Annotated in this window: 24 protein-coding genes and 1 pseudogene; 14 read left to right on the top strand and 11 right to left on the bottom strand. The window is 61.6% G+C overall.

All coding sequences use genetic code 11. The annotated features are described in order from the left end of the window. Window positions 1-1,587, bottom strand: coding sequence for a cytochrome ubiquinol oxidase subunit I (locus tag HX830_RS00465; RefSeq protein ID WP_103496162.1), 1,587 nt, complete (start codon window positions 1,585-1,587; stop codon window positions 1-3). After that, on the bottom strand, window positions 1,584-1,745 hold the full coding sequence (cydP, locus tag HX830_RS32360) for a cytochrome oxidase putative small subunit CydP (protein ID WP_371317462.1): 162 nt from the start codon (window positions 1,743-1,745) through the stop codon (window positions 1,584-1,586). The genes HX830_RS00465 and cydP overlap by 4 nt, the downstream gene beginning before the upstream one ends. 270 nt (window positions 1,746-2,015) lie before the next feature. Here cydP and HX830_RS00460 point away from each other — a divergent pair, with 270 nt between their 5' ends. Further along, on the top strand, window positions 2,016-2,966 hold the full coding sequence (locus HX830_RS00460) for a GlxA family transcriptional regulator (protein WP_177098621.1): 951 nt from the start codon (window positions 2,016-2,018) through the stop codon (window positions 2,964-2,966). Window positions 2,967-3,035: 69 nt separating this feature from the next. Here HX830_RS00460 and HX830_RS00455 read toward each other — a convergent pair whose 3' ends face one another. The 3 genes from HX830_RS00455 to HX830_RS00445 form a co-directional block, all read right to left on the bottom strand. Further along, on the bottom strand, window positions 3,036-3,518 hold the full coding sequence (locus HX830_RS00455; protein WP_177098612.1) for a YybH family protein: 483 nt from the start codon (window positions 3,516-3,518) through the stop codon (window positions 3,036-3,038). 81 nt (window positions 3,519-3,599) lie between these two features. After that, window positions 3,600-4,454, bottom strand: a complete 855-nt coding sequence (locus HX830_RS00450) for a DJ-1/PfpI family protein (RefSeq protein WP_177098611.1) — start codon at window positions 4,452-4,454, stop codon at window positions 3,600-3,602. A 13-nt stretch (window positions 4,455-4,467) separates the two neighbouring features. Then, window positions 4,468-5,214, bottom strand: a complete 747-nt coding sequence (locus tag HX830_RS00445) for an SDR family oxidoreductase (RefSeq protein WP_177098610.1) — start codon at window positions 5,212-5,214, stop codon at window positions 4,468-4,470. A 296-nt stretch (window positions 5,215-5,510) separates the two neighbouring features. Here HX830_RS00445 and HX830_RS00440 point away from each other — a divergent pair, with 296 nt between their 5' ends. Next, entirely contained in the window at window positions 5,511-5,750 is a 240-nt protein-coding gene (locus tag HX830_RS00440) for a hypothetical protein (RefSeq protein ID WP_177098609.1), read from the top strand. A gap of 170 nt (window positions 5,751-5,920) precedes the next feature. Here the strand turns inward: HX830_RS00440 and HX830_RS00435 are convergent, their stop codons facing one another. The 4 genes from HX830_RS00435 to HX830_RS00420 all read right to left on the bottom strand — a co-directional run bounded on the left by HX830_RS00435 (window position 5,921) and on the right by HX830_RS00420 (window position 9,045). Further along, complete coding sequence (locus HX830_RS00435; RefSeq protein ID WP_177098608.1) at window positions 5,921-6,244, bottom strand: hypothetical protein; 324 nt, start codon at window positions 6,242-6,244, stop codon at window positions 5,921-5,923. Window positions 6,245-6,246: 2 nt separating this feature from the next. Next, entirely contained in the window at window positions 6,247-6,417 is a 171-nt protein-coding gene (locus HX830_RS00430; RefSeq protein ID WP_177098607.1) for a hypothetical protein, read from the bottom strand. A gap of 146 nt (window positions 6,418-6,563) precedes the next feature. After that, window positions 6,564-7,199, bottom strand: a complete 636-nt coding sequence (locus HX830_RS00425; RefSeq protein WP_177098606.1) for a response regulator transcription factor — start codon at window positions 7,197-7,199, stop codon at window positions 6,564-6,566. A gap of 37 nt (window positions 7,200-7,236) precedes the next feature. Beyond that, window positions 7,237-9,045, bottom strand: a complete 1,809-nt coding sequence (locus HX830_RS00420; protein WP_177098605.1) for a PAS domain-containing sensor histidine kinase — start codon at window positions 9,043-9,045, stop codon at window positions 7,237-7,239. A 230-nt stretch (window positions 9,046-9,275) separates the two neighbouring features. Here HX830_RS00420 and HX830_RS00415 point away from each other — a divergent pair, with 230 nt between their 5' ends. Both HX830_RS00415 and HX830_RS00410 read left to right on the top strand, forming a co-directional pair. Then, entirely contained in the window at window positions 9,276-10,898 is a 1,623-nt protein-coding gene (locus HX830_RS00415; protein ID WP_177098604.1) for an acyl-CoA synthetase, read from the top strand. 107 nt (window positions 10,899-11,005) lie between these two features. Then, window positions 11,006-12,778, top strand: a complete 1,773-nt coding sequence (locus tag HX830_RS00410) for an acyl-CoA dehydrogenase C-terminal domain-containing protein (RefSeq protein WP_177098603.1) — start codon at window positions 11,006-11,008, stop codon at window positions 12,776-12,778. On the opposite strand, the gene HX830_RS32355 is transcribed toward HX830_RS00410, so the two are convergent. Beyond that, complete coding sequence (locus tag HX830_RS32355) at window positions 12,746-12,880, bottom strand: glycoside hydrolase family protein (RefSeq protein WP_371317461.1); 135 nt, start codon at window positions 12,878-12,880, stop codon at window positions 12,746-12,748. The genes HX830_RS00410 and HX830_RS32355 overlap by 33 nt on opposite strands. Before the next feature lie 413 nt (window positions 12,881-13,293). Here HX830_RS32355 and HX830_RS00405 point away from each other — a divergent pair, with 413 nt between their 5' ends. The 6 genes from HX830_RS00405 (at window position 13,294) to HX830_RS00380 (ending at window position 19,414) form a co-directional block, all read left to right on the top strand. Continuing rightward, a complete protein-coding gene (locus tag HX830_RS00405; protein ID WP_177098602.1) occupies window positions 13,294-14,934 on the top strand; it encodes an Nramp family divalent metal transporter in 1,641 nt (546 codons plus the stop codon). Between the two features lie 249 nt (window positions 14,935-15,183). Next, a complete protein-coding gene (locus tag HX830_RS00400; RefSeq protein WP_177098601.1) occupies window positions 15,184-15,636 on the top strand; it encodes a type IV pilin protein in 453 nt (150 codons plus the stop codon). Next, complete coding sequence (locus HX830_RS00395) at window positions 15,636-16,100, top strand: pilus assembly FimT family protein (RefSeq protein WP_177098600.1); 465 nt, start codon at window positions 15,636-15,638, stop codon at window positions 16,098-16,100. Before HX830_RS00400 ends, HX830_RS00395 begins: the two co-directional genes overlap by 1 nt. Further along, a complete protein-coding gene (locus HX830_RS00390; protein ID WP_177098599.1) occupies window positions 16,084-16,512 on the top strand; it encodes a hypothetical protein in 429 nt (142 codons plus the stop codon). Before HX830_RS00395 ends, HX830_RS00390 begins: the two co-directional genes overlap by 17 nt. After that, on the top strand, window positions 16,509-17,246 hold the full coding sequence (locus HX830_RS00385) for a PilW family protein (RefSeq protein WP_177098598.1): 738 nt from the start codon (window positions 16,509-16,511) through the stop codon (window positions 17,244-17,246). Before HX830_RS00390 ends, HX830_RS00385 begins: the two co-directional genes overlap by 4 nt. Before the next feature lie 11 nt (window positions 17,247-17,257). Beyond that, window positions 17,258-19,414 (top strand): beta strand repeat-containing protein, encoded by a 2,157-nt coding sequence (locus HX830_RS00380; RefSeq protein ID WP_177098597.1) that lies wholly within the window; start codon window positions 17,258-17,260, stop codon window positions 19,412-19,414. 8 nt (window positions 19,415-19,422) lie between these two features. Here the strand turns inward: HX830_RS00380 and HX830_RS00375 are convergent, their stop codons facing one another. Next, complete coding sequence (locus HX830_RS00375; protein WP_177098620.1) at window positions 19,423-20,430, bottom strand: PDDEXK nuclease domain-containing protein; 1,008 nt, start codon at window positions 20,428-20,430, stop codon at window positions 19,423-19,425. A gap of 233 nt (window positions 20,431-20,663) precedes the next feature. Here HX830_RS00375 and ggt point away from each other — a divergent pair, with 233 nt between their 5' ends. From ggt to HX830_RS32345, 4 genes and pseudogenes are all read left to right on the top strand, one after another. Further along, entirely contained in the window at window positions 20,664-22,496 is a 1,833-nt protein-coding gene (gene ggt / locus HX830_RS00370; RefSeq protein WP_177098596.1) for a gamma-glutamyltransferase, read from the top strand. Between the two features lie 117 nt (window positions 22,497-22,613). Continuing rightward, the gene (locus tag HX830_RS00365; protein WP_152737657.1) at window positions 22,614-24,080 is read left to right on the top strand and encodes an ArnT family glycosyltransferase; all 1,467 of its coding nucleotides are present in this window, start codon (window positions 22,614-22,616) and stop codon (window positions 24,078-24,080) included. Window positions 24,081-24,342: 262 nt separating this feature from the next. Continuing rightward, window positions 24,343-25,410, top strand: a pseudogene (locus HX830_RS32350) (methyl-accepting chemotaxis protein); the annotation flags it as partial. Beyond that, on the top strand, window positions 25,402-26,265 hold the full coding sequence (locus tag HX830_RS32345; protein WP_370868263.1) for a methyl-accepting chemotaxis protein: 864 nt from the start codon (window positions 25,402-25,404) through the stop codon (window positions 26,263-26,265). The pseudogene HX830_RS32350 and the gene HX830_RS32345, both read left to right, overlap by 9 nt. Window positions 26,266-26,374: the final 109 nt, after the last annotated feature.

The raw sequence follows: 26,374 nt of genomic DNA, 5'->3' as shown, positions 1-26,374 counted from the left end.
TCAGACCAGGGCCGGCTGTGTGGCGTGGGCGAGTGATGCCTCGCGTTCCAGGTGATAACGACCGGTATGCAGGCTGCTCGGACCCAGTCGGGCGAACTTGATCATCAGGTACATCTCGATCACCAGCAGCACGCTGTAAAACGCGACCAGCGCCAGCAGAGAACCCCAGACATCACCGGTCGAAATGCTTGAAGCGGACAGATGGGTCGGGAGTATTTCGCCGACAGACCAGGGCTGACGACCATGCTCCGCGACAAACCAGCCGGTTTGCGTGGCGACCCACGGCAGCGGCAGGCTGAACAGCGCCCACTTGAGCAACCAGGGTTTGCTCATTTCATTCTTGCGGGTAGACGCCCAGAACGCACAGACGAACAAGGCCAGCATCAGGAAGCCGCTGAGTACCATCAGGCGAAAGGTCCAGAAAATCGAAGATACGCCGGGGATGGAGTCCAGCGCAGCCTGTTTGACTTGTTGGTCGCTGGCATCGACCACTTTGTCCGTGTATTTCTTGAGCAGTAAACCGTAGCCCAGATCTTTTTTCACGGCGTTGAAGGCCGAGACTGTCTGTTCGCTTTTATCCCCTGCGCGCAGCTGCCGAAGCAGGTCATAGGCAACCATGCCATTGCGGATCCGTACCTGATGCTGGGCAACCAGGTCCTTGATGCCTGTCACCTGTGTGTCTAGCGATCGCGTGGCAATAATCCCCATGACATAAGGAATCTTCACCGCGTAATCGGTACGTTGTTCGGCCTGATTCGGCAGCCCGAACAGCGTAAAGGCTGCAGGTGCGGCCTCGGTATCCCACTCGGCCTCGATCGCCGCGAGCTTGGTTTTTTGAACATCGCCGATTTCATACCCAGACTCGTCGCCCAGAATGATGACCGAAAGAATCGATGCCATGCCGAAGGCCGACGCGATGGCAAAGGAGCGCCGCGCGAACCCGATATCGCGGCCCTTGAGCAGGTACCAGCTAGAAATGGCCAGGACAAAAATCGCGCCGGTAACGTAGCCGGACGCAACGGTGTGGACGAACTTGACCTGTGCCACGGGGTTGAACAGCAAGGCGCTGAAACTGGTCAGTTCCATCCGCATAGTGGTGAAGTTGAACTCTGCCCCGATTGGATTTTGCATCCAGCCGTTGGCGATCAAGATCCACAATGCCGACATGTTCGAGCCGATCGCGACCAGCCAGGTGACCCCCAGATGCTGGACTTTGCTCAGGCGATCCCAGCCAAAAAAGAACAGGCCGATAAAGGTCGATTCCAGGAAGAACGCCATCAAGCCTTCAATCGCCAACGGAGCACCGAAAATGTCGCCGACGTAATGGCTGTAGTACGCCCAATTGGTGCCGAACTGAAACTCCATGGTCAGGCCGGTGGTGACACCCAGGGCGAAGTTGATGCCGAACAGCTTGCCCCAGAACCGGGTCATGTCCTTGTAGACCTGCTTGCCGGTCATCACATAGACCGACTCCATGATGGCCAGGAGGAAGGTCAAACCCAAGGTCAGAGGGACGAACAGAAAGTGATACAGCGCCGTCATAGCGAATTGCAGTCGAGATAAGTCGACGACTGATTCCGAGATCATTGGGGGGGCTTCTCCGGAGGTGTAGGAGGGGGGCCAAGCACGTGCTGGCCTACTTTGACGCCGTCATCCATGACCTCGACCGGAGCGCTGAACCAGATGCTTCGGATCCCCAACAACAAGATGAGCTTGATAAGCAATATCAGGCCAATTTCCTTCATTAATGGTTTTTTTAGAAAATCGAAGGGGCCTGGCATGATGGGCACTCGCAGGGATGGCGGAATTGTCCCGACGGCGAAGACGGCTAACCTTGACTCAGATCAATATTCTCGGCCTCGATGGGAGCGACGAAACGTCACACTCGAACAGCGGCAGTGCTCACTCATGCCAAGCGCGAGGACTTCTGCATCAGTGGAAGGCAATGATCTGCCATGGCGCTATCCGAGGGTTTCCCGCAAAATACGCCCTCCCGGATTTTGAGTGACCTCATCATGCATCGAGTCGGATTCTTCGTTTGCCATGGCCATGATGCTCTTGATCTTGCCGGCCCCCTTTCGGCGTTCAATCAGGTGGTCACCGCCGCCGGCCATACCCCCTATGATCTCCAGGTCATCTCGCAGGCGGGAGGGTCAGTGCCTGGCAATACTGGCCTTCCGATCGAGACCCAGCCGGCAGGCAGGCGCAGGTTTGACACCATCCTGTTCATTGGTGGCGATATCGAGCCGATGCGGACAGCGGAAAACATCGCCGCCGCCAAGAAACTGGGGGCCAAGGCCTCGCGGGTCGGAAGCGTGTGTACCGGGGCATTTCTGCTGGCGGAAACCGGCCTGCTGGACGGACGCCGGGCCACGACGCACTGGCTGTACGCCGCTCAATTGCAGTCGCGCTTCCCTGGCATCAAGGTCGGGGGGAACAGTATTTATATAGCGGACGGACATATCTGGACATCCGCGGGCATCGCCGCCGGCATCGACCTGGCGCTTGCCATGATCGAACAGGATATGGGCGCGGAAGTGGCGCGTGCCACCGCCAGGCTGCTGGTCGTGCCCTATCGTCGACCGGGAGGCCAGTCGCAATTCTCCGCCATGTCACAAATGGAGCCGGAGTCGGATCGCATCCGCATTGCGCTGAATTTTGCCAGGGAACATCTGGCTGAAGCGCTACCTGTCGAGCGGCTCGCCGATGCGGCCAGATTGAGCCTGCGACAATTCGGACGGGCCTTTCGCCGGGAAACCGGTGAAACGCCGGCCAAGGCGGTCGAGCGCTTGCGCGTTGAAGCGGCGTGCCTGCGCCTGCGCGATGGCAGCGAACCGATCGAACAGATTGCCCTGGCGGTGGGCTTCACCGATCCGGAACGGATGCGCAGGGCCTTCGTCAAACTGCACGGACATCCGCCGCAATCGGTCCGTCGCGAGAGCCGATTGAGCGGTGAGCGCGGATAGATCGACGCCCCATCCGCGCGCGTAGCCTAGTCAGTGGCCACCAGGACCACTGTTGTCAGAACCGGGCGCTCAACGCGCGTCAGGTTTCAGGGGGCCGTAATCACTCCACATGTCGCGGTGCAGCTTCCAGACGCCACCCTGCTTCAGGAAGACCAGGATCTGTTTACCGCGAAACTTGAGCGCGCCACTGTGATCACGGACATCGGCCTCCGAAACTTCGGTAACCGCCTGATCGTCACCGTAGAACTCGTAATTGCTGAAAGATACGCTGCCAGGCTGGGATCCGGCATAGCCCTTGGCGAAGTATTCGGTGATCGCGCGGGCGCCGATAACTCGGTCGCCCCCGGGCGGCAAGAGGGCGCCATCCTCCGTATAGAGGCGACCTATCGCCTCATAGTCACCTCGCGCGAAGGCCTGCGCCCATCGGGCGTTCTCGGCCTTGATGGCCGCTTCGGGCGGACGCTGTGGTTCACCGGCAGTGGCCGGCAGGATAAAGGCGAAAAAGGAGAAGCCGACTGCAAGGGCAGCCGCGCAAAGACGGATCTGTCGCATCTGATGATTTCCGATATTGGCTTGAATGGAAGAGGGCCGCACCCGGCTGGGCAGATGCAGCCAATATTGCTTGCCAGCGTTTCAGCGAACGCCGGGTATTCGTGCGAGCCCCTTGGATGCACCGGGCAGTTCTTTGTCGACCATCGCGATGACTTCTGGCCGAGCGTCCCTGGGATGACCGGAATGGAACGGCGGAGCGGGGTCATATTCGATCGCCAGTTGCGTGAATTCGGCGGCCTGTTGACCACGCAACTTCGCGGCAACACGAAGCGCGAAGTCGATGCCCGCCGTCACGCCGCCGCCGCTCATGAATCGGCCGTTGTCGTCCTCGACGAAGCGATCAGGAACAGCAATGGCTCCGTATTCAGTCAGCTTGTTGACGAAGGCCCAATGGCAGGCACTGCGCTTGCCCTTGAGAATGCCCGTCGCGGCGAGCACGAGCGATCCATTGCAGACCGACGTAATATGCTTGGCGCTTTCAGCCAGGCGCAGGATCTGTGCCTGGTACTCCGGCCGCATCGGTGCCGACAAATCAGAGCCGCCTGGGACCAGGAGCAGATCGGTCCTCTCAATGTCGGCCAGTCGTTCAGTGTTGCCATACACGACCCCGAATTCGAGGGTCACATTGCCGCCATTGAGGCTCGCATAACGAACCTTGGTATTGGGTAGCCGGTGAAAAATCTCGCTGGGGCCGGCGAAATCGAGCAGCGTGCCGCCGTCGTAATTCACGATCAGAATATTCAGCGGTTCGTTCGGGGCCAGCTCTCCCCCGCTGCCGGCCTGCGCAAGAGCGGGAGCGGCACGGCCAAGCAGGGCTCCGCCGCCCAGGAGGGAGCCGAGGGTGACGATGCCGCCGAACTTGAGCACATCGCGGCGGGAACTCCCCGTGCTGAGCGGGCGCTCACCGGTGGCGTTGTTTTCGCTATGGTCGATCACGATAACTTCTCCTTTAAAGTTGCGAGGCTCCGCCATCGACCACCAGTTCGGTGCCGACCACATAGGAGGATTCGTCGCTGGCGAGATAGAGCGCCGCGTACGCAATGTCCTCGGCCTTGCCCATGTGGCCCACCGGAACAGCCTGGGCGAACTCGGCCTTACGCTCGCGAACCCACTCATCGGACATCCCCCACTTGCTGATCAGGGGCGTGTCCATCGCACCGGGCGCAATCGCGTTGAAGCGGATTTTCCGGTCGAGAAATTCGTAGGACCAACTGCGCGCCAGTGATCGCACGGCCGCCTTCGCCGCGGCGGTCAGGGAGATGCCATGCTTGCCGGTCTGCGCGACGAACGAGGTGTTGAGAATGACCGAAGCGCCCTCCCGCAAGTCAGGCAGCACCGCCTGAAGCGTGACCACCACGCCCTTGACGTTGATGTCCATGATCTCCTCATAGAGATCGTCGTCGATGTCGTTGAGTGCCGACGGGAACGCTCGACCGGCGTTGGCAAACAGGACATCCAGGCCGCCGAACCGCTCTTTCACCTCGGCGGCAATCGCCCGCATATCCTTGAGCGAACGCACATCGCCCTGGAGCACCAGCGCGGTCTCGCCCAACTCGGCCTGCACACGCTCAAATACGGCAATATCGCGACCGGTCACCGCGACCCGCGCGCCTTCCGCAATGAAGAGCCTGGCGGTGGCGAGACCGATGCCACTGGTACCGCCGGTGATCAAAACCGATTTGTTCTTGAGCCTCATCTTCTGTCCCCTTCTCTGCCTCGTGATTGGCCAAGCCGAAAGGTCATGGCGTCATCACGGTTATGCGCATGTCTGCGCTCGATTTCCCGGGCAAATTATGGAAACAGGCTCTTGATGGCGTAAAGGTCATATAACCCTCAAAAAACGCCACATAAGGGGTATGCAATGAGTGTGGATCGGTTATCAGATCAAGTTCAAATGGGTGTTACAGTGGAGTGTAATTTCGAAAGACACTCCAATTTTCACTCCATATAAAAATCAATATTAACCATTAAATTCAAACGGTTAAGGAAGACATGCCTCAAGAAAGGCTCGACCTGTTACGACTTCCAAAACCCATCCGAGATCCTGTCAGCGACCTGGTCAGGGCGCTCAATGCCGCCAGCACCGTCACGGACCTGGAGGCTGAAAGGGCCATTCAGATTACGTTTATCGGCGGTTTGGAAAGTGCCAAGCGCTTGCGGCCAGCCGATATCGAAGCGCTCTACATCATTTTTGACGATGCCGTGGAGGCGAAGCTGAAGCAGTTGCCATGAGTTTCAGTCCACGGCTAACAGCGCAGACGAGGCTCTTGCTGGACACACTCAACTAAAAAACCCATCACCGCCTTGACCGACGGCGAGCGGCGCAGATCCGGGAGACCGCATGCCAGCAACCCCTGGCAACGGCAGCCCTCCCCATATGCCAGATGCGCAATTTGCCAGGGCTATCGCGGCGTCATTTTAAGCTCGCGGTTACGCCTGAGGTCCTTGGGTGCGATGACCTCCCCCAGCACCGAAAAAATACCTACTCCCCCCGCAAGCGCCATGGCCCCTTTGGTTGTCAGTGCCAGCTCCAAAAGGCCGGGGCTGAAAGCCGATGTTGCCAGGACAACAAATGGAACAAGGGTCGCACCGTTGAGGAACGCCACGACACATTCGTCTTTCCTGATGCTCAGGTGCTGCATGAAATAGCCGAGCGCTACAGCAGTGAACCCAATGATGACGGTCCACGCATCAATGGTCAGCTCTGTAATGAACGCAGGGAGCACTGTCAGATAATCGCGAGGGATTTGATTGCAACGAGCGTTGATCCGGCACCGATTACGGCAAAGCCGAGGGACGCAAAAAGGGAAGAGGTATCGACACCCAGGATCCCGGCAACAGCCATCCCCACGAGAGCGCCGGAGCAAAGCAAACGAAGTGTTCTGAAGTTGATGGACATATTTCTTCTCCTTGAGCGATCAAAGCCGAGTCATGAGATCGAAAAGCAAAGGCAACAATAAAATCCTAGCGAGCCCCCCAACCAACGATCAACAACAGGGTCGTTAGAAATAATTTCAGGCACCCACGGAGCTCACCGCTGAAGCCTCAACGCAACCTCAACGGATCCACCAACCCCACCGCAATCACCATCCCCACCAGATCCGGGAGGTTCTGCGCCTCCATGCGTTTCATGACCCTGGAGCGATACAGGTCGATGGTCTTCACACTGACCCCCAGCTGCTCGGCGATTTCCCGGTTGGCGTAGCCCTGCACCAGCGGCAACAGCACATCACGCTCTCGCGGGGTCAAACTATCCAGCCGAGCCTGGACCCGCGCCTGCCCCTCGCTCAGGCTCTGGCTGTCATCGGCCCGGCTCAAGGCCTGCTGCACGCTGTCGAGCAGCAACTGTTCGTTATAGGGCTTTTCGATAAAGTCGTGGGCACCGGCCTTGAACGCCCGCACCACGATCGGCACATCGGCATGGCCACTGACAAAGATCACCGGCAAGCGGATATCCCGCGCCCTCATCTCTTCCTGCACATTCAAGCCGCCCATGCCCGGCATGCGCACATCCAGCAGCACGCAGGCATTGAGGCGGGCATCGCAGGCCTCGAGAAAGTCCCGTCCACTGGTGAAGGGCAGCGCCTTGAGGCCGACCGACTCCAGCAGCCAGACCGTCGAGTCGAGCATGCCCTGGTCATCGTCAACCACATAGACCAGCTGCTGAGCCACACTCACCATTGCGTTACTCCTGTTGTTGTTCTTTTCGGCCGGCACCTTATTGCGCCGGCAAACGGCAGCGCATCCGCAGGCCGCTGGCCATGGGCTGCGCCTGCAACTCACCACCAAAACCTTCGAGGATGCTGCGACTCATCGACAGCCCGAGGCCCAGGCCGTTGGCCTTGCTGGTGTAGAACGGGGTGAAGATCTGTTCCAACTGCGCCGGGGAAACACCGGGGCCCTGGTCGCTGACACTCACCTCCACGCCACCATCAGCACCGCGCTCGGCCGCCAGGATAATCCGCGACGCCTGCCGCGGGTGCACCTCGCGGTTGGCATCGATGGCGTTGCGCAACAGGTTGAGCAAGACCTGCTCCAGCAGCACCCGGTCGGCATAAACCGGCGGCAGATTATCCGGCAGGCGCTCCTCGATCGTCACCTGGCAGGCACTGGCTTCCCAGGCACACAAGCGCACCGTGTCGCGAGCCACTTCGCTGATATCCAGGGCCTGCATGCGCCGCCGCCCTTTGCGCAGGAACGCGCGCAGCCGCTTGATCACCTCGGAGGCGTGATTGGCGTGTACGGCGATACGCTCCAAGCCCTGGGCCACCCGCTCGACCGCCTGCGGATTGCTATCCAGGGCCTGCAAATAACGCTGGCTGGCACTGGCGTAATTGACCACCGCCGCCAATGGCTGATTCATCTCGTGGGCGATGCCCGAGGCCAGCTCGCCCAGGGTCACCAGCCTTGCGGTGTGGGCCAGTTCGTCCTGATGGTGACGCTGCTGGGCCTCGCGCAATTCGCGCTCGGTCTGGTCGTGAGCGACCAAGGAGTAGAAACGTTCGCCGCTGGCCGAGCGATGCGCCAGCAGCATCAGGGATACCGGCACCGAGGTAGCGCCATCGAGGGCTTGCAAGCGGGCCTCGATGCTCCAGCGACCATCCCGTTCGGCACGACTCCACCCCTCGCGCTGCAGAGCCGCCAAGACATCGGCGGCCAGAAATTCGCCCAGGCTCGGCATCGCCGACTGCTCGCCGAGCTTGAGGGTGCACCGGGCCGCCGGGTTGAGATAAGTGACATCGCCACTGGGCTCGATGAACAACACCGGGTCAGGGTTGGCTTCCACCACCTCCGCCAGCCGGTGCTTGTTTTCCTCGGCCTGGACCCGGGCGGTGATGTCCCGGGACACACTGACCACTTCCACCACCGACCCGGTATAGGTTTCGCGGATGGCGCGGCAGGCGGTCTCGAACCACCGGTAATGACCGTCGCGATGACGGATGCGATAGGTCATGGTGTGATAACCATCCTGCTCCAGGGCATCACGGGTGCGGTGCATCAGGCCGGCCAGGCCCTGGGGATGGAACAGGCTGTGGGCCGGGCGGCCGCGCAACGCTTCGGGCCAATAACCGAGCAAGGTCCAGGACGCCGGGGAGGCATCGAGAAAACAGCCATCGGGGGTATGCCGGGAAATCAGGTCGGTGGTGTTTTCCGTGATCAGGCGATAGAGACGCCTGGCCGTGGCCGACTCGCGCTCGGCAAGGACCTGTGCGGTGGCTTCGCGACAACGCGCCAGCACACGGTTCTCCCGCGGCTCGGGAATAAAGGTCCAGATCAGGATCCGCTGCTCGAATTGCGCCTCGACCCCTTCGATGGCCCGTTGCTGTTCCAGGCAGGCCCGCACCAGCGGCAGATGATTGACCGGCAACAGGCTCATGGCATCGGCCAATGGTTGTTGTTCGAGCAACGCCAGCAGCGCCCCGTTGAGCGCCAACGGTCGTGCCCCGGCATCGAGCAGCAGGCTCGGCTGCGGATCATGTTCCAGTAAAGGCGAGCCCTGCACCAGGCCAATGGAGGCGGACATCATCGCGGCCCCCGCCTGAAGAAAGGCCGGGCCGGCAGCGACTTCACGGGCAGTGCAGAGGTCATGATTTGAGCCTTGAAATTTTTATAGTAGATATACTATACAACTCAGGTAGTACTTCCATACCTATCCGCAAACATTATATAAAACACCCCGGATAAGTCATCGAGGGGTCGGTAAAGACCGAACGCCTCGGACATAGAGCTAATAATCAGCCACCGGGTACCCGAACCATGTCCATCTACGAGCAAGGCCTCGCGCCAACTGCCGTCAATCATATTGCCCTGTCTCCGCTCAGCTTTATCGAGCGTACTGCCAAGGTCTACCCCGACTACCCCGCCGTGATCCACGGCTCGATCCGCCGCACCTGGGCCCAGACCTACGCACGCTGCCGGCGCCTGGCCTCGGCACTGGCCGGACGCGGCATCGGCCGTAATGACACAGTGGCGGTGATGCTGCCGAACATACCGGCCATGCTCGAAGCCCACTTCGGCGTGCCGATGATCGGCGCGGTACTCAACGCCCTCAACGTGCGCCTGGATGCCGAAGCCATTGCCTTCATGCTGGCCCATGGCGAAGCCAAGGTACTGATCGCCGATCGCGAGTTCCATGACGTGGTGCAGGCCGCCATCGGCATGCTCGACCACCCGCCACTGGTGATCGATGTCGATGACCCGGAATACGGCGAAGGCCAGGCCGTCAGCGACCTGGACTATGAAGCGCTGCTGGCCGAAGGGGATCCGGCCTACGACTGGCAGTGGCCGCAGGACGAATGGCAGGCCATCGCCTTGAACTACACCTCCGGCACCACCGGCAATCCCAAGGGCGTGGTCTATCACCATCGCGGCGCCTATCTCAGCTCCCTCGGCAACCAGATGATCTGGAGCATGGGCAACCACCCGGTGTACCTCTGGACCTTGCCGATGTTCCACTGCAACGGCTGGTGCTATCCCTGGGTGGTCACCGCGATGGCCGGGGTGCATGTGTTCCTGCGCCGGGTCGATCCGCAGAAGATCCTCAACCTGATCCGTGAACACCAGATCACCCACCTGAGCGGCGCGCCGATCGTGCTCAACGCCCTGGTGAACATGCCCGAATCGGCCAAGGCCGCGATCGATCACCCGGTCAACGCCCTGGTCGCCGGCGCCGCACCACCGGCCAAGGTGATTGGCGCCGTGGAAGCCATGGGTATCAAGGTCACCCACGTCTACGGCCTGACCGAGGTCTATGGCCCGGTGACCATCTGCGCCTGGCATGAGGCCTGGGATGAACTGCCGCTGGAAGAACGCGCGCAGGTCAAGGCGCGTCAGGGCGTGCGCTACCAGACCCTGGAAGGGCTGATGGTGGCCGATCCGAAAACCCTGGAGCCGGTCCCCTCCGACGGCCAGACCATCGGCGAGATCTTCATGCGCGGCAACACGGTGATGAAGGGTTACCTGAAGAACCCCAGCGCCACGGCCGAAGCCTTCGAAGGCGGCTGGTTCCACACCGGCGACCTGGCGGTGACCCATCCGGATGGTTACGTGGAGATCCGCGACCGGCTCAAGGACATCATCATTTCCGGCGGCGAGAACATCTCCACCATCGAACTCGAAGGCGTGCTCTATCGCCACCCGGCGGTGCTGGAAGCCGCGGTGGTGGCCCGTCCGGATGAAAAATGGGGGGAGACGCCATGCGCCTTCATCACCCTCAAGGCCCATCACCCGGACGTGCGTGAAGCCGAGATCATCAGCTTCTGTCGCGAGCATCTGGCCGGTTTCAAAGTTCCGCGGACCGTGATCTTCACCCAGTTGCCCAAGACTTCGACCGGCAAGATCCAGAAGTTCGTCCTGCGCGATATGGCGAAAAACCTCTAGCCTTTCCCTATCCTCCCCGGCCGTTGTCGACGTCCGGGGTAATACGCATCGCCCATGGCGCGGCCGCGGCCGTGTCTCCATCCCCTGTTTGCAGGATGTTTAACGCCATGCCCGAGTTCAACGCCCCCCTGCGCGACATGCGCTTCGTATTACATGAAGTTTTCAACGCCAGCCAACTCTGGGCCCGCCTGCCGGCCCTGGCCGAGACTGTCGATGCGGAGACCGCCGACGCGATTCTTGAAGAGGCGGCCAAGGTCACCGGCAATCTGATCGCCCCCCTCAACCGTAGCGGCGACGAAGAAGGCGCCCAATGGCACGGCGGCCAGGTCAGCACCCCGAAAGGCTTCAAGGACGCCTATGCCACCTATCTCGAAGGCGGTTGGGTCGGCCTCAGCGGCAACCCGCAGTTCGGCGGCATGGGCATGCCGAAGATGCTCGCCGTGCAATTCGAAGAAATGCTCTACGGCGCCAACTCCAGTTTCGCCCTGTATTCGGCGCTGACTTCCGGCGCCTGCCTGGCCATCGACGCCCATGCCAGCGAGGCGCTGAAAGAGCGCTTCCTGCCGCTGATGTACGAGGGCCGCTGGGCCGGCTCCATGTGCCTGACCGAAGCCCATGCCGGCACTGACCTGGGCCTGATCCGCACTCGCGCCGAACCCCAGGCCGACGGCAGCTATCGCATCAGCGGCAGCAAGATCTTTATCACCGGCGGTGAACAGGACCTGACCGAGAACATCATCCACCTGGTGCTGGCCAAGCTGCCGGATGCACCGCCAGGCGCCAAAGGCATCTCGTTGTTCCTGGTGCCGAAAATCCTCGTCGAGGCCGAAGGCAGCCTGGGCGCCGCCAACGCCGTCAGCTGCGGCTCGATCGAGCACAAGATGGGCATCAAGGCTTCCGCCACCTGCGTGATGAACTTCGACGGTGCCAGCGGCTGGCTGATCGGCGAAGCCAACAAGGGCCTGGCGGCCATGTTCACCATGATGAACTACGAGCGCTTGTCCATCGGCATCCAGGGTATCGGTTGCGCCGAAGCGTCCTACCAGAACGCCCGGAGCTATGCCCGCGAACGCATTCAAAGCCGCGCCCCGGGCGGGGCAGTGGCCAAGGACCAGATCGCCGACCCGATCATCGTCCACCCCGACGTGCGGCGCATGCTGCTCAGCATGAAGGCCATGACCGAAGGCGGCCGCGCGTTCGCCAGCTATGTCGGCCAGCAACTGGACCTGGCCAAATTCTCCGACCAGCCTGATGAGCGGCACAACGCCGAGGCCCTGGTCGCCCTGCTGACCCCGGTGGCCAAGGCGTTCTTCACCGACACCGGCCTGGACAGTTGCCTCCACGGCCAACAAATTTTCGGCGGTCACGGCTATATCCGCGAATGGGGCCAGGAACAGTTGGTGCGGGACGTGCGCATCGCGCAGATCTACGAAGGCACCAACGGTATCCAGGCCCTCGACCTGCTGGGCCGCAAGGTGCTGGGAAACGCGGGTGTCGCCCTGCGCCTGTTCACCGCCGAGATCCGCCACTACGCCGCGCAGCCCGGCGTAACCTACGCCGACGATCTGCTGGACGCGGTGCAACGCCTGGAAAGCCTCAGCGACTGGTTGCAGGAGCAGGCCGTGGACGACCCCAACACCATCGGCAGTGCCTGCGTCGAATACCTGCACCTGTTGGGTTATGTCGCCTACGCCTATCTCTGGGCGCGCATGGACCGGGTCGCGCAGGACAAGCACAGCGAGGAACCTGGATTTTACGGAGCGAAACGGGCAACCGCGCGGTTCTATTTCAGCCGGTTGCTGCCGCGCATCCTGAGTCTGGAACAGAGCATCCGCGCGGGCAGCGCTTCATTGTTCGGACTGGAGGCCGAGCAGTTCTGAGGCGACGCGGCGGCGAGTGAGACCCGTCATCACCTTGCCGCCGGCTTTGTTCCAACGGGCGAACTGCTGATCCGCACCCGCCATGTCTTCGGCGTTGACCAGGTCGAAACGCCGATAAAAAATTCATAAATTTTTACTCGCCATTTTCTCTCACATTTGGTTACATTCGCCGAAATAACCACGGAGAACTCCTATGGACCCCAGCTCTAGTAGGCCGGTCACACTGACTGGAATGGTGCCGCCTGGCAGGTAGGACTGACCCTGGTTGATCTCCCCCCGCTCGAACGCCCCGCGCTTTACGCAGTTCCCTTCCGTGTGACCTCCAAGCAACCCGGACCGACCTCGGTCAGCGGTTGAACAACCCAATTTATTGCGTTTCCCGTAACGCCAGGAATGCCTGTCATTTCGTCTCCAACAAAGCCCACGGATTGTGGCCAGGAGAAGGAAGACCCGTGCTCGCCTGTCCGATGGGAATCGAAAGCGGCTGCCAATGCCACGCTTTGGAGGAACTCACCATGTCCAACTTGAATGCCCAATCCGCTGTCCTCGACAGCGCCCATATCGGCGATATCCGCGGAGCCTTCGGCACCATCCGCCATGACGATGTCGCCCCACGCAACGGCTGGATGCATCGCCTCAAAACCCTGATGGCCATCCTCGGCCCAGGCCTGATCGTCATGGTCGGCGACAACGACGCCGGCGCCTTCAGCACCTACGGCCAGGCCGGCCAGAACTACGGCACGCTGTTGCTGTGGACCCTGGCCCTGCTGATCCCGGTGCTCTACGTCAACCAGGAGATGGTCCTGCGCCTCGGTGTGGTGACCGGTGTCGGCCATGCCCGCCTGATCCTCGACCGCTTCGGCAAGTTCTGGGGCGCGTTCAGTGCCATCGACCTGTTTATCCTCAACGCCCTGACCATCGTCACCGAGTTCATCGGCATCAGCCTGGGGATGGATTTCCTCGGGGTGCCCAAGGTGGCCGGCGTGTGCCTGGCAGCGGTGTTCATCATGCTGGCGGCGTGCACGGGCAACTTCCGGCGCTTCGAACGGTTCGCCCTGGTCCTGGTCTTCGGCAGCCTGCTGCTGGTGCCGATCTTCCTGATGATCCACCCGCCCATGACCCAGGTGGCCCATGACTTCTTCACCCCGCAACTGCCGGCTGACGGCAAGCTGTCGGAAGTGTTGCTGCTGATCATCGGGATCGTCGGCACCACCGTGGCGCCCTGGCAGTTGTTCTTCCAGCAAAGCTATGTGATCGACAAGCGCATCACCCCACGCTTCATCAAGTACGAACGCGCCGACCTGTGGCTGGGCATCGCCCTGGTGGTGATCGGCGCGGTGGCGATGATTGCCTTCACCGCGCAGGTCTTCGTCGGTAACCCGGAGTTCGGCAACTTCACCGATGCCGGCGCCATCGCCGCCGGTATCGCCAAGTACCACGGGCGCCTGCCGGGCGTGCTGTTCGCGGTCGCCCTGATCGACGCCAGTATCATCGGGGCCATGGCCGTGTCGCTGTCGACCGCTTACGCCCTGGGTGATGTCCTGAGCCTGAAGCACTCGCTGCACCGCAAACCCGGCGATGCCAAGGGCTTCTATCTGATGTACTGCGGCCTGATCGCCGTCGCCGCCGCCCTGGTGCTGATCCCCGGCGTCCCGCTGGGCCTGCTGACCAACGCGGTACAGACCCTGGCCGGCGTGCTGCTGCCCAGCGCCACGGTGTTCCTGCTGCTACTGTGTAATGACAAGGAAGTGCTCGGCCCCTGGGTGAACAAGCGCTTCACCAATGTGGTGACCGCGATTATCGTCGCCATACTGGTGCTGTTGTCCGTGGTCCTGACCTCGGCCGTGGCCTTCCCGGACATGTCCGGTGAAACCATCACCGATATACTGATTGGTGGCGGTGTCGTGGGCCTGGTCATCGCCATTGCTGTCAACGTGCTGCACGCCCGTAAAGCCGTGGACGAAGCCAGCCTGACCGACAAAACGACCACCTTCACCCAGGAAATGATGAACTCCTGGCGCATGCCGCCACTGGGCCAGCTCAAGCCCATGATCCTGTCACAACGCAATCGGATCTGGATGGGCGTACTGCGCGGCTATCTGGTCGTCGCCATGGGCATGGTGATTTTCAAGGTGGTTCAGTTGGCGATGGCCTGAAGGTTTCATACCGGGCACATGGACCGATGAACCTGATCGAACGGAGTCTTGCCCCGAGCAAGGCCCCGTTCGGTCTGCGGGTTGATGGAGATCAGCAGAAGGTCCTGGAATAAGACCGATAATGAAAAATTCTTCAGGCCGGATCGTTCCTGTCGGCTCGATTCCCGAACCGTCATTCAATGATGTCATAATGACGCGTGACCAGTCGGTCACCGGGTAAACGCCAATAAAATTGCCGATGAAGTGCCTATGAACAACGCCAGAACACAATCAGGTTTTACCCTGATCGAAATGATGATCACAGTCGCTATTGTCGCGATCCTCGCCGCCATCGCCCTTCCGGCCTATAACAGCTACATCACCAAGAGCAACCTCAAGTCAGCCGAGGCGGATCTGGTCGCATTGAGCCTCAACCTGGAAAACTATTACCAGAAACAATTGGTGTACCCGGCTTCGAGCGCCAGCGGTGTCACCCAAATCCAATGCGTGCTGCTCGGCGGCCCATTGACCTGCACCAGCCCGACGTCTGGCTGGCTACCCAGCCAGACCAGCAATTTCAGCTATTCCTTCAGTTCCACCGCCACGACCTACACCGTGACCGCCACGGGTACCGGCGCCACTGTCAGTGGCTGCGTCCTGACCCTGGACCAGAGTAATAACCGCAACATCTCCTCCTGTAGCCCGTATAATAGCTGGCTGTAATGAACAGCCGTGGCTTCACCCTGATCGAGTTGATGATCACGATTACCCTGTTCGCGCTTTTGCTGGTAGTGGGGGTGCCCTTGACTCAGTCGTGGACCAACAGTGCTTATCAGCGCGATGCCGCCGGCCTCTTGAAACAAGGGCTCAGCCGCGCCAAGTCGATTGCCCTGCGCAACCAGGGCGCCGTGCAGGACACCGCCCCCGCCGCCGTGCTGTGCGTCTCTGGCCAGAGTCTCAAGTTATTGAGCCTCACGCCCGGGCAGACCATCGACTGTACCGTGACCACACAGATCCTCTGGAGTACCCCGCTTCCGACGGCCGCCGTTCTCCAGGTCGCAAACGTCAACCTGGCCTGCGTCGCCTTCAGCAACCGCGGTTTCGCGGTCAGCAGCGGCTCATGCACCACCGGTACCATTCAAGTCACGGCAGGCAGCGAGATTGCAGTCAATGTCCCGCTCATATAGATCGGCTGCGAAGCCACAACGCGGCGATATCCTGATCGAGGCACTGGTCGGCATCCTGCTGATGGCAATCATCGGCCTGGGGATCACCTATGTCGCGTCGAGGGCGGCGGTGAGCCAGCGCGACATGAAACTGGAAAATATCGTGGTCAGCCAGATGCGCAGCCTGCTGGAGCAGAATGGCGCGCTGTTGTGCACGACCAACGCCGCCCTGCTCGTCGTGTCCCTCCCCACCCAGACCACGACCCAGCAGATCACGGCGACCTGCACTGCAGCCCCGGCGGTCACCGTCAGCACCAGCGGCAGCACCAGCATCCTCACCGGCGGAGCACCACAAAGCTCGGTGGTGCTGACCACCCGCTCTCAGGACACCAGTATTTTTGGCGGCATCATTCGCGTCGGAGACGAGCCATGATCCGTGCGCAGCGTGGCTTCACGATGATCAGCCTGATGGTCGGCACGGTCATTTCCCTGCTCAGTATCCTGGCCATGCTCTCGCTGTATAAAAACCTGGTCTATAGCACCGTGACATCGCTCCAGAGCGCCAGCCAGGATGGCCAGGTCGCCTCGGGCCTGCTGACAGCCCAGCGTGAACTGATGAATGGTGGGTTCTGGAGCGGCAGCGCCACCGCGCGCGCCACCTCCGATATCGACAACAATTTCGTGCTGCTGTCCGGCGCCACCCTGACCAATGGCACCCTGACCGGCACCGCCACCGCCCAGGCCAATTTCCCGACCCTGACCAGCGCCGCGCCGAACGGCACCACCGGCAACGCGATTGTCTGGTCCTATCAGACCAGCTCAGCGGCCGTAGCCAGTTGTGCCGGGCTGCTGGTCAGCAACGGCGCCCTGATCAGCATCAATAGCGGGGCCACTTGTACCCAGGCCTCGGCGCAATGGGGCAGCGCGACCTGGACCAGCACCACACTGATCGCCGCCGGCCAGGGCACCACGCCGTTCTCGGTCGGCTTCGCCACCTGCTGGCCTTACGGCCGTAACACCGACACCACCAATACCGCCTATCGCCTGCAAATCACCCTGAGCGCCAACAACAGCACACTGGACCCCAATAGCACCAACCCACAGCCCGCCTACGTCCAAAGCAAGGCGACGGCGTGCCTGATCAATTTCGAAAAACCCTCTTCCTGACCGAGCCCCCGATGCCAGCCCGATCGTTTTCCCAATCGCCGCGCGCCGCTCAACGCGGCATGGCCGCAACGCTGATGATCCTGTTCGTCGGCATGGCCCTGACCGTGACCGCCCTGGGGATGATGTACGGCATACGCGGCGCCCAGCAGCAACAACTGGCGGCACACGCCACCTCGCCGGCGGAATCCCGGGTCTGGAGTGGAGTGGAATGGGTGCGCCTGTACTTGCAGGCACAATTGCTGCTGGACAGCACCCTGGCCAATGTGACCCCAGGCCCCGTGACCATCAGCGCCAGCGGGCTCACTGCGCAGATCATTTCCAAGGTCGCCAGCGGTGGCAGCACGCTGGTCACCGCCACCATCACCGCCACCAACACCCTGGCGACCAACACCGTGCAAGTGGTCTACGTGCTGACGCCGGCCAGTGCCGCGAGCTCGCCTCCCAGCGGCAACCTGCCGCCGGCACTGCAGTTCAATGGCAACTTCAACTACACCGGCGGCAGCCTGTCGATCACCAACGGCAGCACCCTGGCAAACATCGCCGTGACCGGTGTGCTGACCATTTCCAACGGTTCGACGGCCTATGTTTCCGGCTGCGCCAAGGGTGGCATCAACCTCAGTGGTGGCGGCATCGCGAACAACGCGAGCCTCAGCACAGAGGGCACTTTTTCCATGAGTTCCAGCAGCCCGCCGGTCAACCTGACCGTGGCCGCCAAAACCATCAACATCACCCAGTCCGGCGGCAGCTACGCGGCGATCAGCGCCGGGGCTTTCACGGCCAACGTGGTGTCGGCCGGATCGACGATCGGCACCGCCCTGGTTGGCGGTATAAAAAACGCCGACAACTCCATCACCGCCGCCAACACCGGGACCGCCCTGATCACCCTCACCGACGGCACGGTCTATACCCTGGATCTGACCAAGGTCACTCAATCCGGCGGGGTCATCACCACCACGGCCGGCGCGCTGTTGATTTCCGGGACCAGCACCCTGCCCACCAGCATCTCGCTGACCTACAACGCGGTGTACGGCGGCGGCGTCAATTTCCTCACCGGCACCGTCGGCAGCCTCTGGGGCAACACCCTCGCTTTGACCGGCTACAGTGCCACCTACAACCTGCTCAAGGCCAACAACAACGTCTCGATCCTCACCGCGACGGTGGGCCAGTTCCAGGGCGGCGGCAATTTGAGTGTGACGCAAAACAACACGCCATCGTTCACCACCGCCAGCCAGATCACGGGCACGCTGCTCAACCAGAATGGCACGGCCTACACCGGTGCCCCGCTGGCGAACCTGACGCAGAACGTCGCCACCGCCTCGCCCGGCCTGCCCGGTGTGCCGTACTGCAACATCACCGCCACCACGATCGATGTCACCCCCCTGCAAAGCCAAGCCAACTACGTGTTCTACTTTTCCGGGAACACGCCGATGCTGAAGATCCAGAACGTCAATACCGCCGCAGGCACGGCGGTGTCGACGGGGCCCTACAACCTGGCGACCACCGATATGCGCACCCTGCTGGGCGCCAACTTCCTGACCTGCAACTATGGCAACAACAGTTGCGGCAATAGCGCGACCCCCACCAACGGCTGGACCTTCACCGGCATCAAGACCCTGCCACCGGGTGTGCTCTGGTTCCAGGGCAACGTCACCCTCGACGGCGTACAGAGCCTGAGCCGACTCACCAACACCGTGCTCACCACCGGCAGCGTCACCCTGACCAGCAACAGCTCGGTGCCCTTGTATTCGCCGAACTTCTCCGGCTACTCGAACCTGTGCACCGGCTCGTTCTACCCGACCAACCTGTGCAACAAGACGGCGGGTACCCTCGCCACCTGGACCGACTCGTCCAACGTTGTCCATAGCGGCCTGCCCATCGGCAACATCGCCATTGAAGCCAACAGCGGACTGAGCACCAGCGGCTGGACCCTGTACGGCAACGTCATCCTCGGCGGCCTGGTCAGCACCTCGGGGGCCACCACCAATATCAAAGGCGCGCTGTCCACCGGTAACAATGGCACCAGCCCAACCACTATTTCCCAGGGCGGCATCGCCATCGACGTGTCGAGCGTCACCGCCGACCAGACCGTCACCACCCAACCCACCACGGGAAGCGGAGGCGGGGCGGTCCAGGCCTCGACGAAAGTGCGCTGGATCCGGGCGTTTTGAGTACGCCTTTATGACGACGTATTGAGTGCATAGAACTCATGCAGCTTGGCCTGTAGCAACTGTTTGTCCGGCAAGCGGGTCTGGTATTCGGCAATCAAGGCTGGCGACAGGCTGCGGTTAAGCGCGTACTCGACCACCTCATCGTCCTTGCTGGCACAGAGCAATACACCGATAGCTGGGTTCTCGTGGGGTTTTCGTTCATTGCGATCCAGCGCTTCCAGATAGAAGTCCAGCTTACCCAGATACTCAGGCTCGAAACGGCCGACCTTGAGCTCAATGGCCACCAGGCAGTTGAGCCCACGGTGAAAGAACAACAGATCCAGGGCGAAGTCACGCCCACCGACTTGCAGCGGGTATTCGGAGCCGATAAAGCAGAAGTCGCGGCCCAACTCGATGAGGAAATCTTTAAGGCGCGCCAGCAATCCCTGATGCAGATCGACCTCGGCATGGCTGCCGGAGAGGCCGAGAAACTCAACCATATAGGCATCACGAAATACCTCCAGCGCATCGGGGTGAGATTGTCTCAGCACTGCCGAAGCTTTTGCCGGTTGGGTCACGTTACGCTCGAACAACGCCGCCTTGAATTGGCGCTCCAACTCACGTTTCGACCACTTCTCCTGAACCGCCATACGCAGATAAAACTCTCGTTCTTCCGGGTATTTGCTCTGGCTGAAGATGATCAGATTATGTGACCAGGATAATTGTCGCGCCAGCGGCGCGACTTTTTCTTCTACACGATAAATCTCATAGAACTGGCGCATGCGGAACAAATTCGATCGAGTAAATCCGCGTAGCCCAGGTTGCGTCCGAGCCAGATGCTCGGCCAACTGGCTGACCACTGCATCGCCCCACTCGGCCTGTTCCAGCTTATGGCTGATATAAGCACCCACCTGCCAATACAACTCGATCAGCTGGGTATTCACCGCTTGCACGGCTTGCTGCCTTGCACTGTTAATCAGTGCAAGCACTTCGTCGAAGCGGTCATCTGCCCGAGCATCGGACACGCGGGTCGCCACTTTTTCTGGTCGGTTCAAGTACACACTCCCATGCGACGCATGCAGGCAGGTAGATCGAGATATTTACCTGCCAGACTGATTGCCTGTCACGGGCAATATGTAAACTTGATATTTCCATCCATGAGCTAGCGGCTCATCAGCCTTCCCGCTCCTGGCCCCGCCAGCTCAACGATTGTTCCCGCCGCCACGCCCGGACTATAGTGCCGAGCAAGTCCAAGGCAGGAGCCTACACAGTGCACTCACGTTTTCCATCACGTCGTTTCTCCCTTTGCGCCCTGACCATCAGCCTCGCGCTCACCGTCTGCAACGCACCGTTTGCCTCCGCCGACACCACCCTGCCCGACGCGCCGGAAATCGGCACGGGCTATCGCACCGGCATGCTCACGCAACACGCGACCCGGCACATGGCCGCGGCAGCCAACCCCCTGGCGGCCGAAGCCGGGCGCGAGATCCTGCGCCAGGGCGGCTCCGCCGTGGATGCGGCGATAGCCATGCAAGCCGTACTGACCCTGGTGGAACCGCAAGCCACCGGCATCGGCGGCGGTGCCTTCATCATGGTCTGGGACGGCAAAAAGGTGCATGCCTACGACGGACGTGAAACCGCACCGGCAGGCGCCACCGAGAAACTCTTCCTCAACCCTGACGGCACACCGATGGCCTTCACCCAGGCACAGATCGGCGGACGTTCGGTCGGTACACCCGGGGTGATGCGCGCCCTCGAACTGGCCCATCGCACCCAGGGCCGCCTGCCCTGGGCGAAGCTCTTCGCGCCGGCCATCCGCCTGGCCGAACAGGGCTTCCCGATTTCGCCACGCCTGCACAAGCAGATCGTCGCCAGTCCCTTCCTGCCCCACTCGCCCGCCATGGCCGCCTACTTCCTCAACGCCGACGGCAGCCCGAAAGCCGTCGGCACGACGCTGAAGAATCCGAAGCTGGCCGCCGTGCTCAAACGCATCGCCAACGAAGGCACCGACGCACTCTACAAGGGTGCCATCGCCGAGGAGATCGTCGCGGCGGTCAATGGCAGCGCCAACCCCGGAACGCTCTCGCTGGCCGACCTGCAAGGCTATCAAGCCAAGGAGCGCGCACCGGTGTGCTCCGACTACAAACAATGGCAGCTCTGCGGCATGCCGCCACCGTCCTCCGGCGGCATCGCCATCGCGCAGATCTTCGGCACCTTGCAGGCCCTGGAAGCGCAGGACAAACGCCAGGCCCTGGCCGCACTCGGCCCGCTGAAAAGCTCAAGTCCCGCCGGTCTCGAACCGAGCCCGCAGGCCGTGCACCTGATCGCCGAAGCCGATCGCCTGGCCTACGCCGACCGTGGCCTGTATGTCGCCGACAGCGATTTCATCCCGGTCCCGGTTGCCGGCTTGATCGACCCCGGCTACCTCGCCAGCCGCGCGCGCCTGATCGGCGAACGCAGCCTGGGCAAGGCCGAGCCCGGGGTACCGGCCGGCATCCAGGTGGCCCTGGCGCCGGACCGCTCGCCGATGCGCATTTCCACCTCGCAGATCGTCGCCGTGGACGACCAGGGCGGCGCCGTGTCGATGACCACCACGGTGGAAAGCTCGTTCGGCTCGCACCTGATGGTCGAGGGTTTTATCCTCAACAACCAGTTGACCGACTTTTCCTTCGTGCCCAGCGAAGACGGCAAGCCGGTGGCCAACCGTGTCGAAGCGGGCAAGCGTCCACGCTCGTCGATGGCGCCGACCCTGGTGTTCGACCGCAAGAGCGGCGAGTTCCTCGGCACCGTCGGCTCGCCCGGCGGCTCACAGATCATCGAGTACGTTTCCAAGACCCTGGCCGGCCTGCTGGACTGGAAACTCGACCCACAGTCGGCCATCAACCTGCCCAACTTCGGCAGCCGCAACGGCCCCACCGAACTGGAGCAGGGCCTGTTCTCGCCGCAATTGGTGAAGGCACTGCAGGACAAGGGCCACGTCGTCAGCGAGATGGACATGACCAGCGGCACCCAGGCGATCATGCGCGTGCGTGATGCCAAGGGTCTGTCGTCATGGGCCGGTGGCGCCGACCCTCGCCGCGAAGGTGAAGCCTTGGGTGACTGAAACATTCAGACATACCCTGAGGCGACCGCTCTTCACAATATGTTGAGAAATCGCCCCGTATACTTTTTCAATCAACAGATTGCCTTGCGGCCCGCTTCCTCTCTATTCGGTATCACTATGCGAATGACACGCCCCTTCCTGATCCTGCTCTTGATGAGCGGCCTACTGTTCTTTTTCGGACTGGGTAACCATGAGCTGCAAGGCTCCACCGAATCCCGGGTAGCCGGGATCGCGATGGAAATGCACCTGACCCGGGATTGGGTCACCCCGCACCTGCTGGGCGAGCCCTTCCTGGAAAAACCACCGTTGAGCCTCTGGCTCGATGCCGGCGCCATCCAGTTGTTTGGCGGCACGCCTCTGGCCGTGCGCCTGGCCTCGGCCTTCGCCGGCCTGTTCACGGTGCTCGCGCTGTTTGCATTCCTGCGCAAGATCGGGCGTCCGAGCGTGCTGGCCTGGACCGCCGCCGCCATGCTCGCCACCATGGCCAGCTACCTGGGCAACGCACGCCAGGTCGGCGAAGACGCACTACTCAGCCTCGGGGTGACCCTGGCCCTGCTGGCCTTCTTCCGCGCCACCGAGCAACGCACACAAGGCAAGCCGACCCTGGCGGCGTGGTGTGTCTTCGCCCTGGGCATCGTGATCTCGACCCTGAGCAAGGGCGTACTGGGCCTCGCCCTGCCGGGTATCGTGATTTTCGTCTACCTGGTGAGCCAAAGCCTGATCGACAGACGCTTCAGCTTCGGCGACTGGCTGCGCCCGGCGCTGTTCACCGCGCTAGGGCTGATTCCCCTGCTGATCTGGCTGGTGCTGCTCTACCAGCGCGGCGGCATGCAAGCCGTCGGTGAAGTGCTGTGGGCCAACAGTGTCGGCCGCTTCAGCGGATCCTTCACCGCCGCCGGGCACTACGAGCCGTTCTACTACTACCTGGCCAAGCTGCCGGAATCCTTCCTGCCCTGGAACCTGCTGGTGTACCTGGGCCTGTGGAACCTGCGCAAGCGCCTGGTAGCCAATCGTCACCTGTTGTTCGCGACCGTCTGGATCCTGGCCCAGTTCACCCTGCTGACCCTGGCTTCCAGCAAGCGCATGGTCTACCTGATGTCCATGGCCCCAGCCGCCGCCATCATCGCCGCCGAATACTCGCTGGTGATTCTCGAATGGCTGCGTCGGCGCTCGGCCACCTCCCCCTTCAGCGCCAAGCTGGTGAAACATCATCGTCCGCTGGCGATGGGGCTGATGGCACTGGTGGTCGTCGGCTACCTGGTAGTGGCGTCGCTGGAGTCGCGCTCCGACCTCAAGAACTCCTTCAAACCGCTGACCGACCAGGTCATCGAACTGCAGGCTCACGGCAAACAGGTCGCCCTGTTCCAACCGGAGGAGCGACTGGCCTCCACCGTGTTCTATACCCAGCGCCAGCAGCAAGTGCTGATGACCGAAGCCGAGTTGACAGCCTTTCTCACAGCCTCGCCGAACAACGTGGTCATCGTCGACCAGGGGCTGAACGTGCCGACGCCGCCAGCGCCGATCAAGGTCCTGAGCACCATCACCATCGGCGGCAAGCGTCTGTATAATTTCTACGGCCAATAAATTGCCTTGCATGATCGAGCAGTAAAGAACCGGCGCCTTCGGAGCGCCGGTTTTTTTTGCCTGAAATCGACTTCACGAACAGGCAAACGACAAACAAAGCTATCCTCGTCCTCACAACGCAGAAACATGCTGTATGACAAAATATCGTTCAGCTATTTGTGTTACCGCCGATAAAAGCTCTACCAACAAATTCAGCTGGCTCCAAAAACAACACCTTCCAGCCACCCGATAGCATGCAACACAACGTTCCTGGAGGAATTCGATGAATAGCTGGTTTGGCAATATCAGCGTCAACCTGAAACTTGGCCTGGGTTTCGGCTTGGTACTGCTTCTGACCACCATCCTGGCCCTGACCGGCTGGAACAGCCTGGGTGGGCTGATCGACCGCAGCAACTGGATGAGCGACATCACCCAGCTCAACGCCTCGCTGACCAAACTGCGCGTGGCGCGCCTGCAATACATGCTGACCAACGGCGACGAAACCGCCGCCCAGAACGTCCAGGTCAACCTGCAAGCGTTCATCGATCAACAGCAGAAGCTGATCGGCAGTTTCAAGAGCCCGGAAAACCTCAAGCTGCTCAAGGAGCAGGCGGACCTCATCACGCAATACCAGCAATCGCTGAACAAGATGCGCGATGCCTATCGCACCGGTAACGGCGCCCGCCAGACCATGGGCGACAACGCCGATACCGTCAGCAAGCTGATCACCGCCATCAACGATCAGGTGCTGCGCATGCAACCTGGCGAGGAAGGCCGCTTCGAACGCTTCCAGGCCATCACCCGGGCCAAGGAACAGTTCCAGCTCACCCGCTATGAAGTGCGCGGTTACGCCGCCAACAGCAACCCGGACACCGAGCAGAAAGCCTTCAATCAACTGAGCGAAGCGATCGCCGGGCTCAAGGACCTGGAGCAAGCCTTCAGCAGCGCCGAACAAGGCTCCGTGACCCAGCTCGAGACGGCCCTGGGCAACTACCGCACCGCGTTGCAGGCCTACAAGTCCGCCAACGCCGCCGCCGTGCAGGCCCGCAAGGAAATGACCGACCAGGGCACCGACATCGTCACGCGCAGCGAAGCGCTGTATCAGATCCAGCTGGACCGGCGTGACAGCGAAAGCGCCCAGGCCCGTACCTTCCAACTGGGCAGTACGCTGCTGGCGTTGCTGGTGGGGATTCTCGCCGCCGTGGTCATCACCCGACAGATCACCCGCCCGATTCGCGAGACCCTCGGCGTGGTCGAACGCATTGCCGCCGGCGACCTGACCCACAACCTGGTGGTGACCCGCCGTGACGAGTTGGGCGTGTTGCAACAAGGCATCCAGCGCATGGGCAGCACCCTGCGTGACCTGATCAGCGGTATCCGCGATGGCGTCACCCAGATCGCCAGCGCCGCCGAGGAACTCTCGGCGGTCACCGAACAGACCAGCGCCGGGGTCAACAGCCAGAAGATCGAAACCGACCAGGTCGCCACTGCCATGCACGAAATGACCGCCACCGTTCAGGAGGTCGCGCGCAATGCCGAACAGGCCTCCCAGGCCGCCGCGGCCGCGGACGGTGAAGCCCGTGAAGGAGACAAGGTGGTCGGCGAAGCCATTGCCCAGATCGAACGCCTGGCCACCGAAGTGGTGCGTTCGACCGAAGCCATGAGCGTGCTGCAGAAGGAAAGCGACAAGATCGGTGCCGTCATGGACGTGATCAAGGCCGTGGCCGAACAGACCAACCTGCTGGCACTCAATGCCGCCATCGAGGCAGCACGGGCAGGTGAAGCCGGACGCGGTTTTGCCGTGGTCGCCGACGAGGTACGTGGCCTGGCCCAGCGCACCCAGAAGTCCACCGAGGAGATCGAAGGCCTGGTGGCCGCCTTGCAGAACGGCACCCAGCAAGTGGCCAATGTGATGAACAACAGCCGCACCCTGACCGACAGCAGCGTGGCCCTGACCCGCAAGGCCGGCACCTCACTGGAAAACATCACCCGCACGGTGTCGAACATCCAGTCGATGAACCAGCAGATCGCCGCGGCAGCCGAGCAGCAGAGTGCGGTGGCCGAAGAGATCAGCCGCAGTATCGTCAATGTCCGTGACGTGTCCGAACAGACCGCCGCCGCCAGCGACGAAACCGCGGCGTCCAGCGTCGAACTGGCCCGGTTGGGTAGTCAGTTGCAGGCGATGGTCAGCCACTTCCGAGTCTGATAACCCCAGTCTCGCCAAGCCCACGGAAGGGAATCCGTGGCGCCAATCAGGTCGAAGAAAACAGCACTGCCTTCCATCTCGCGCATCCACGAAGCTTTGGCCGGCTTCA

The sequence above is a fragment of the Pseudomonas gingeri genome (assembly GCF_013385425.1).
GTDB classification, from domain to species: domain Bacteria; phylum Pseudomonadota; class Gammaproteobacteria; order Pseudomonadales; family Pseudomonadaceae; genus Aquipseudomonas; species Aquipseudomonas gingeri_D.
Note: the sequence above shows the minus strand (reverse complement) of the source record. Positions and strands in the feature narration are given on the sequence as shown.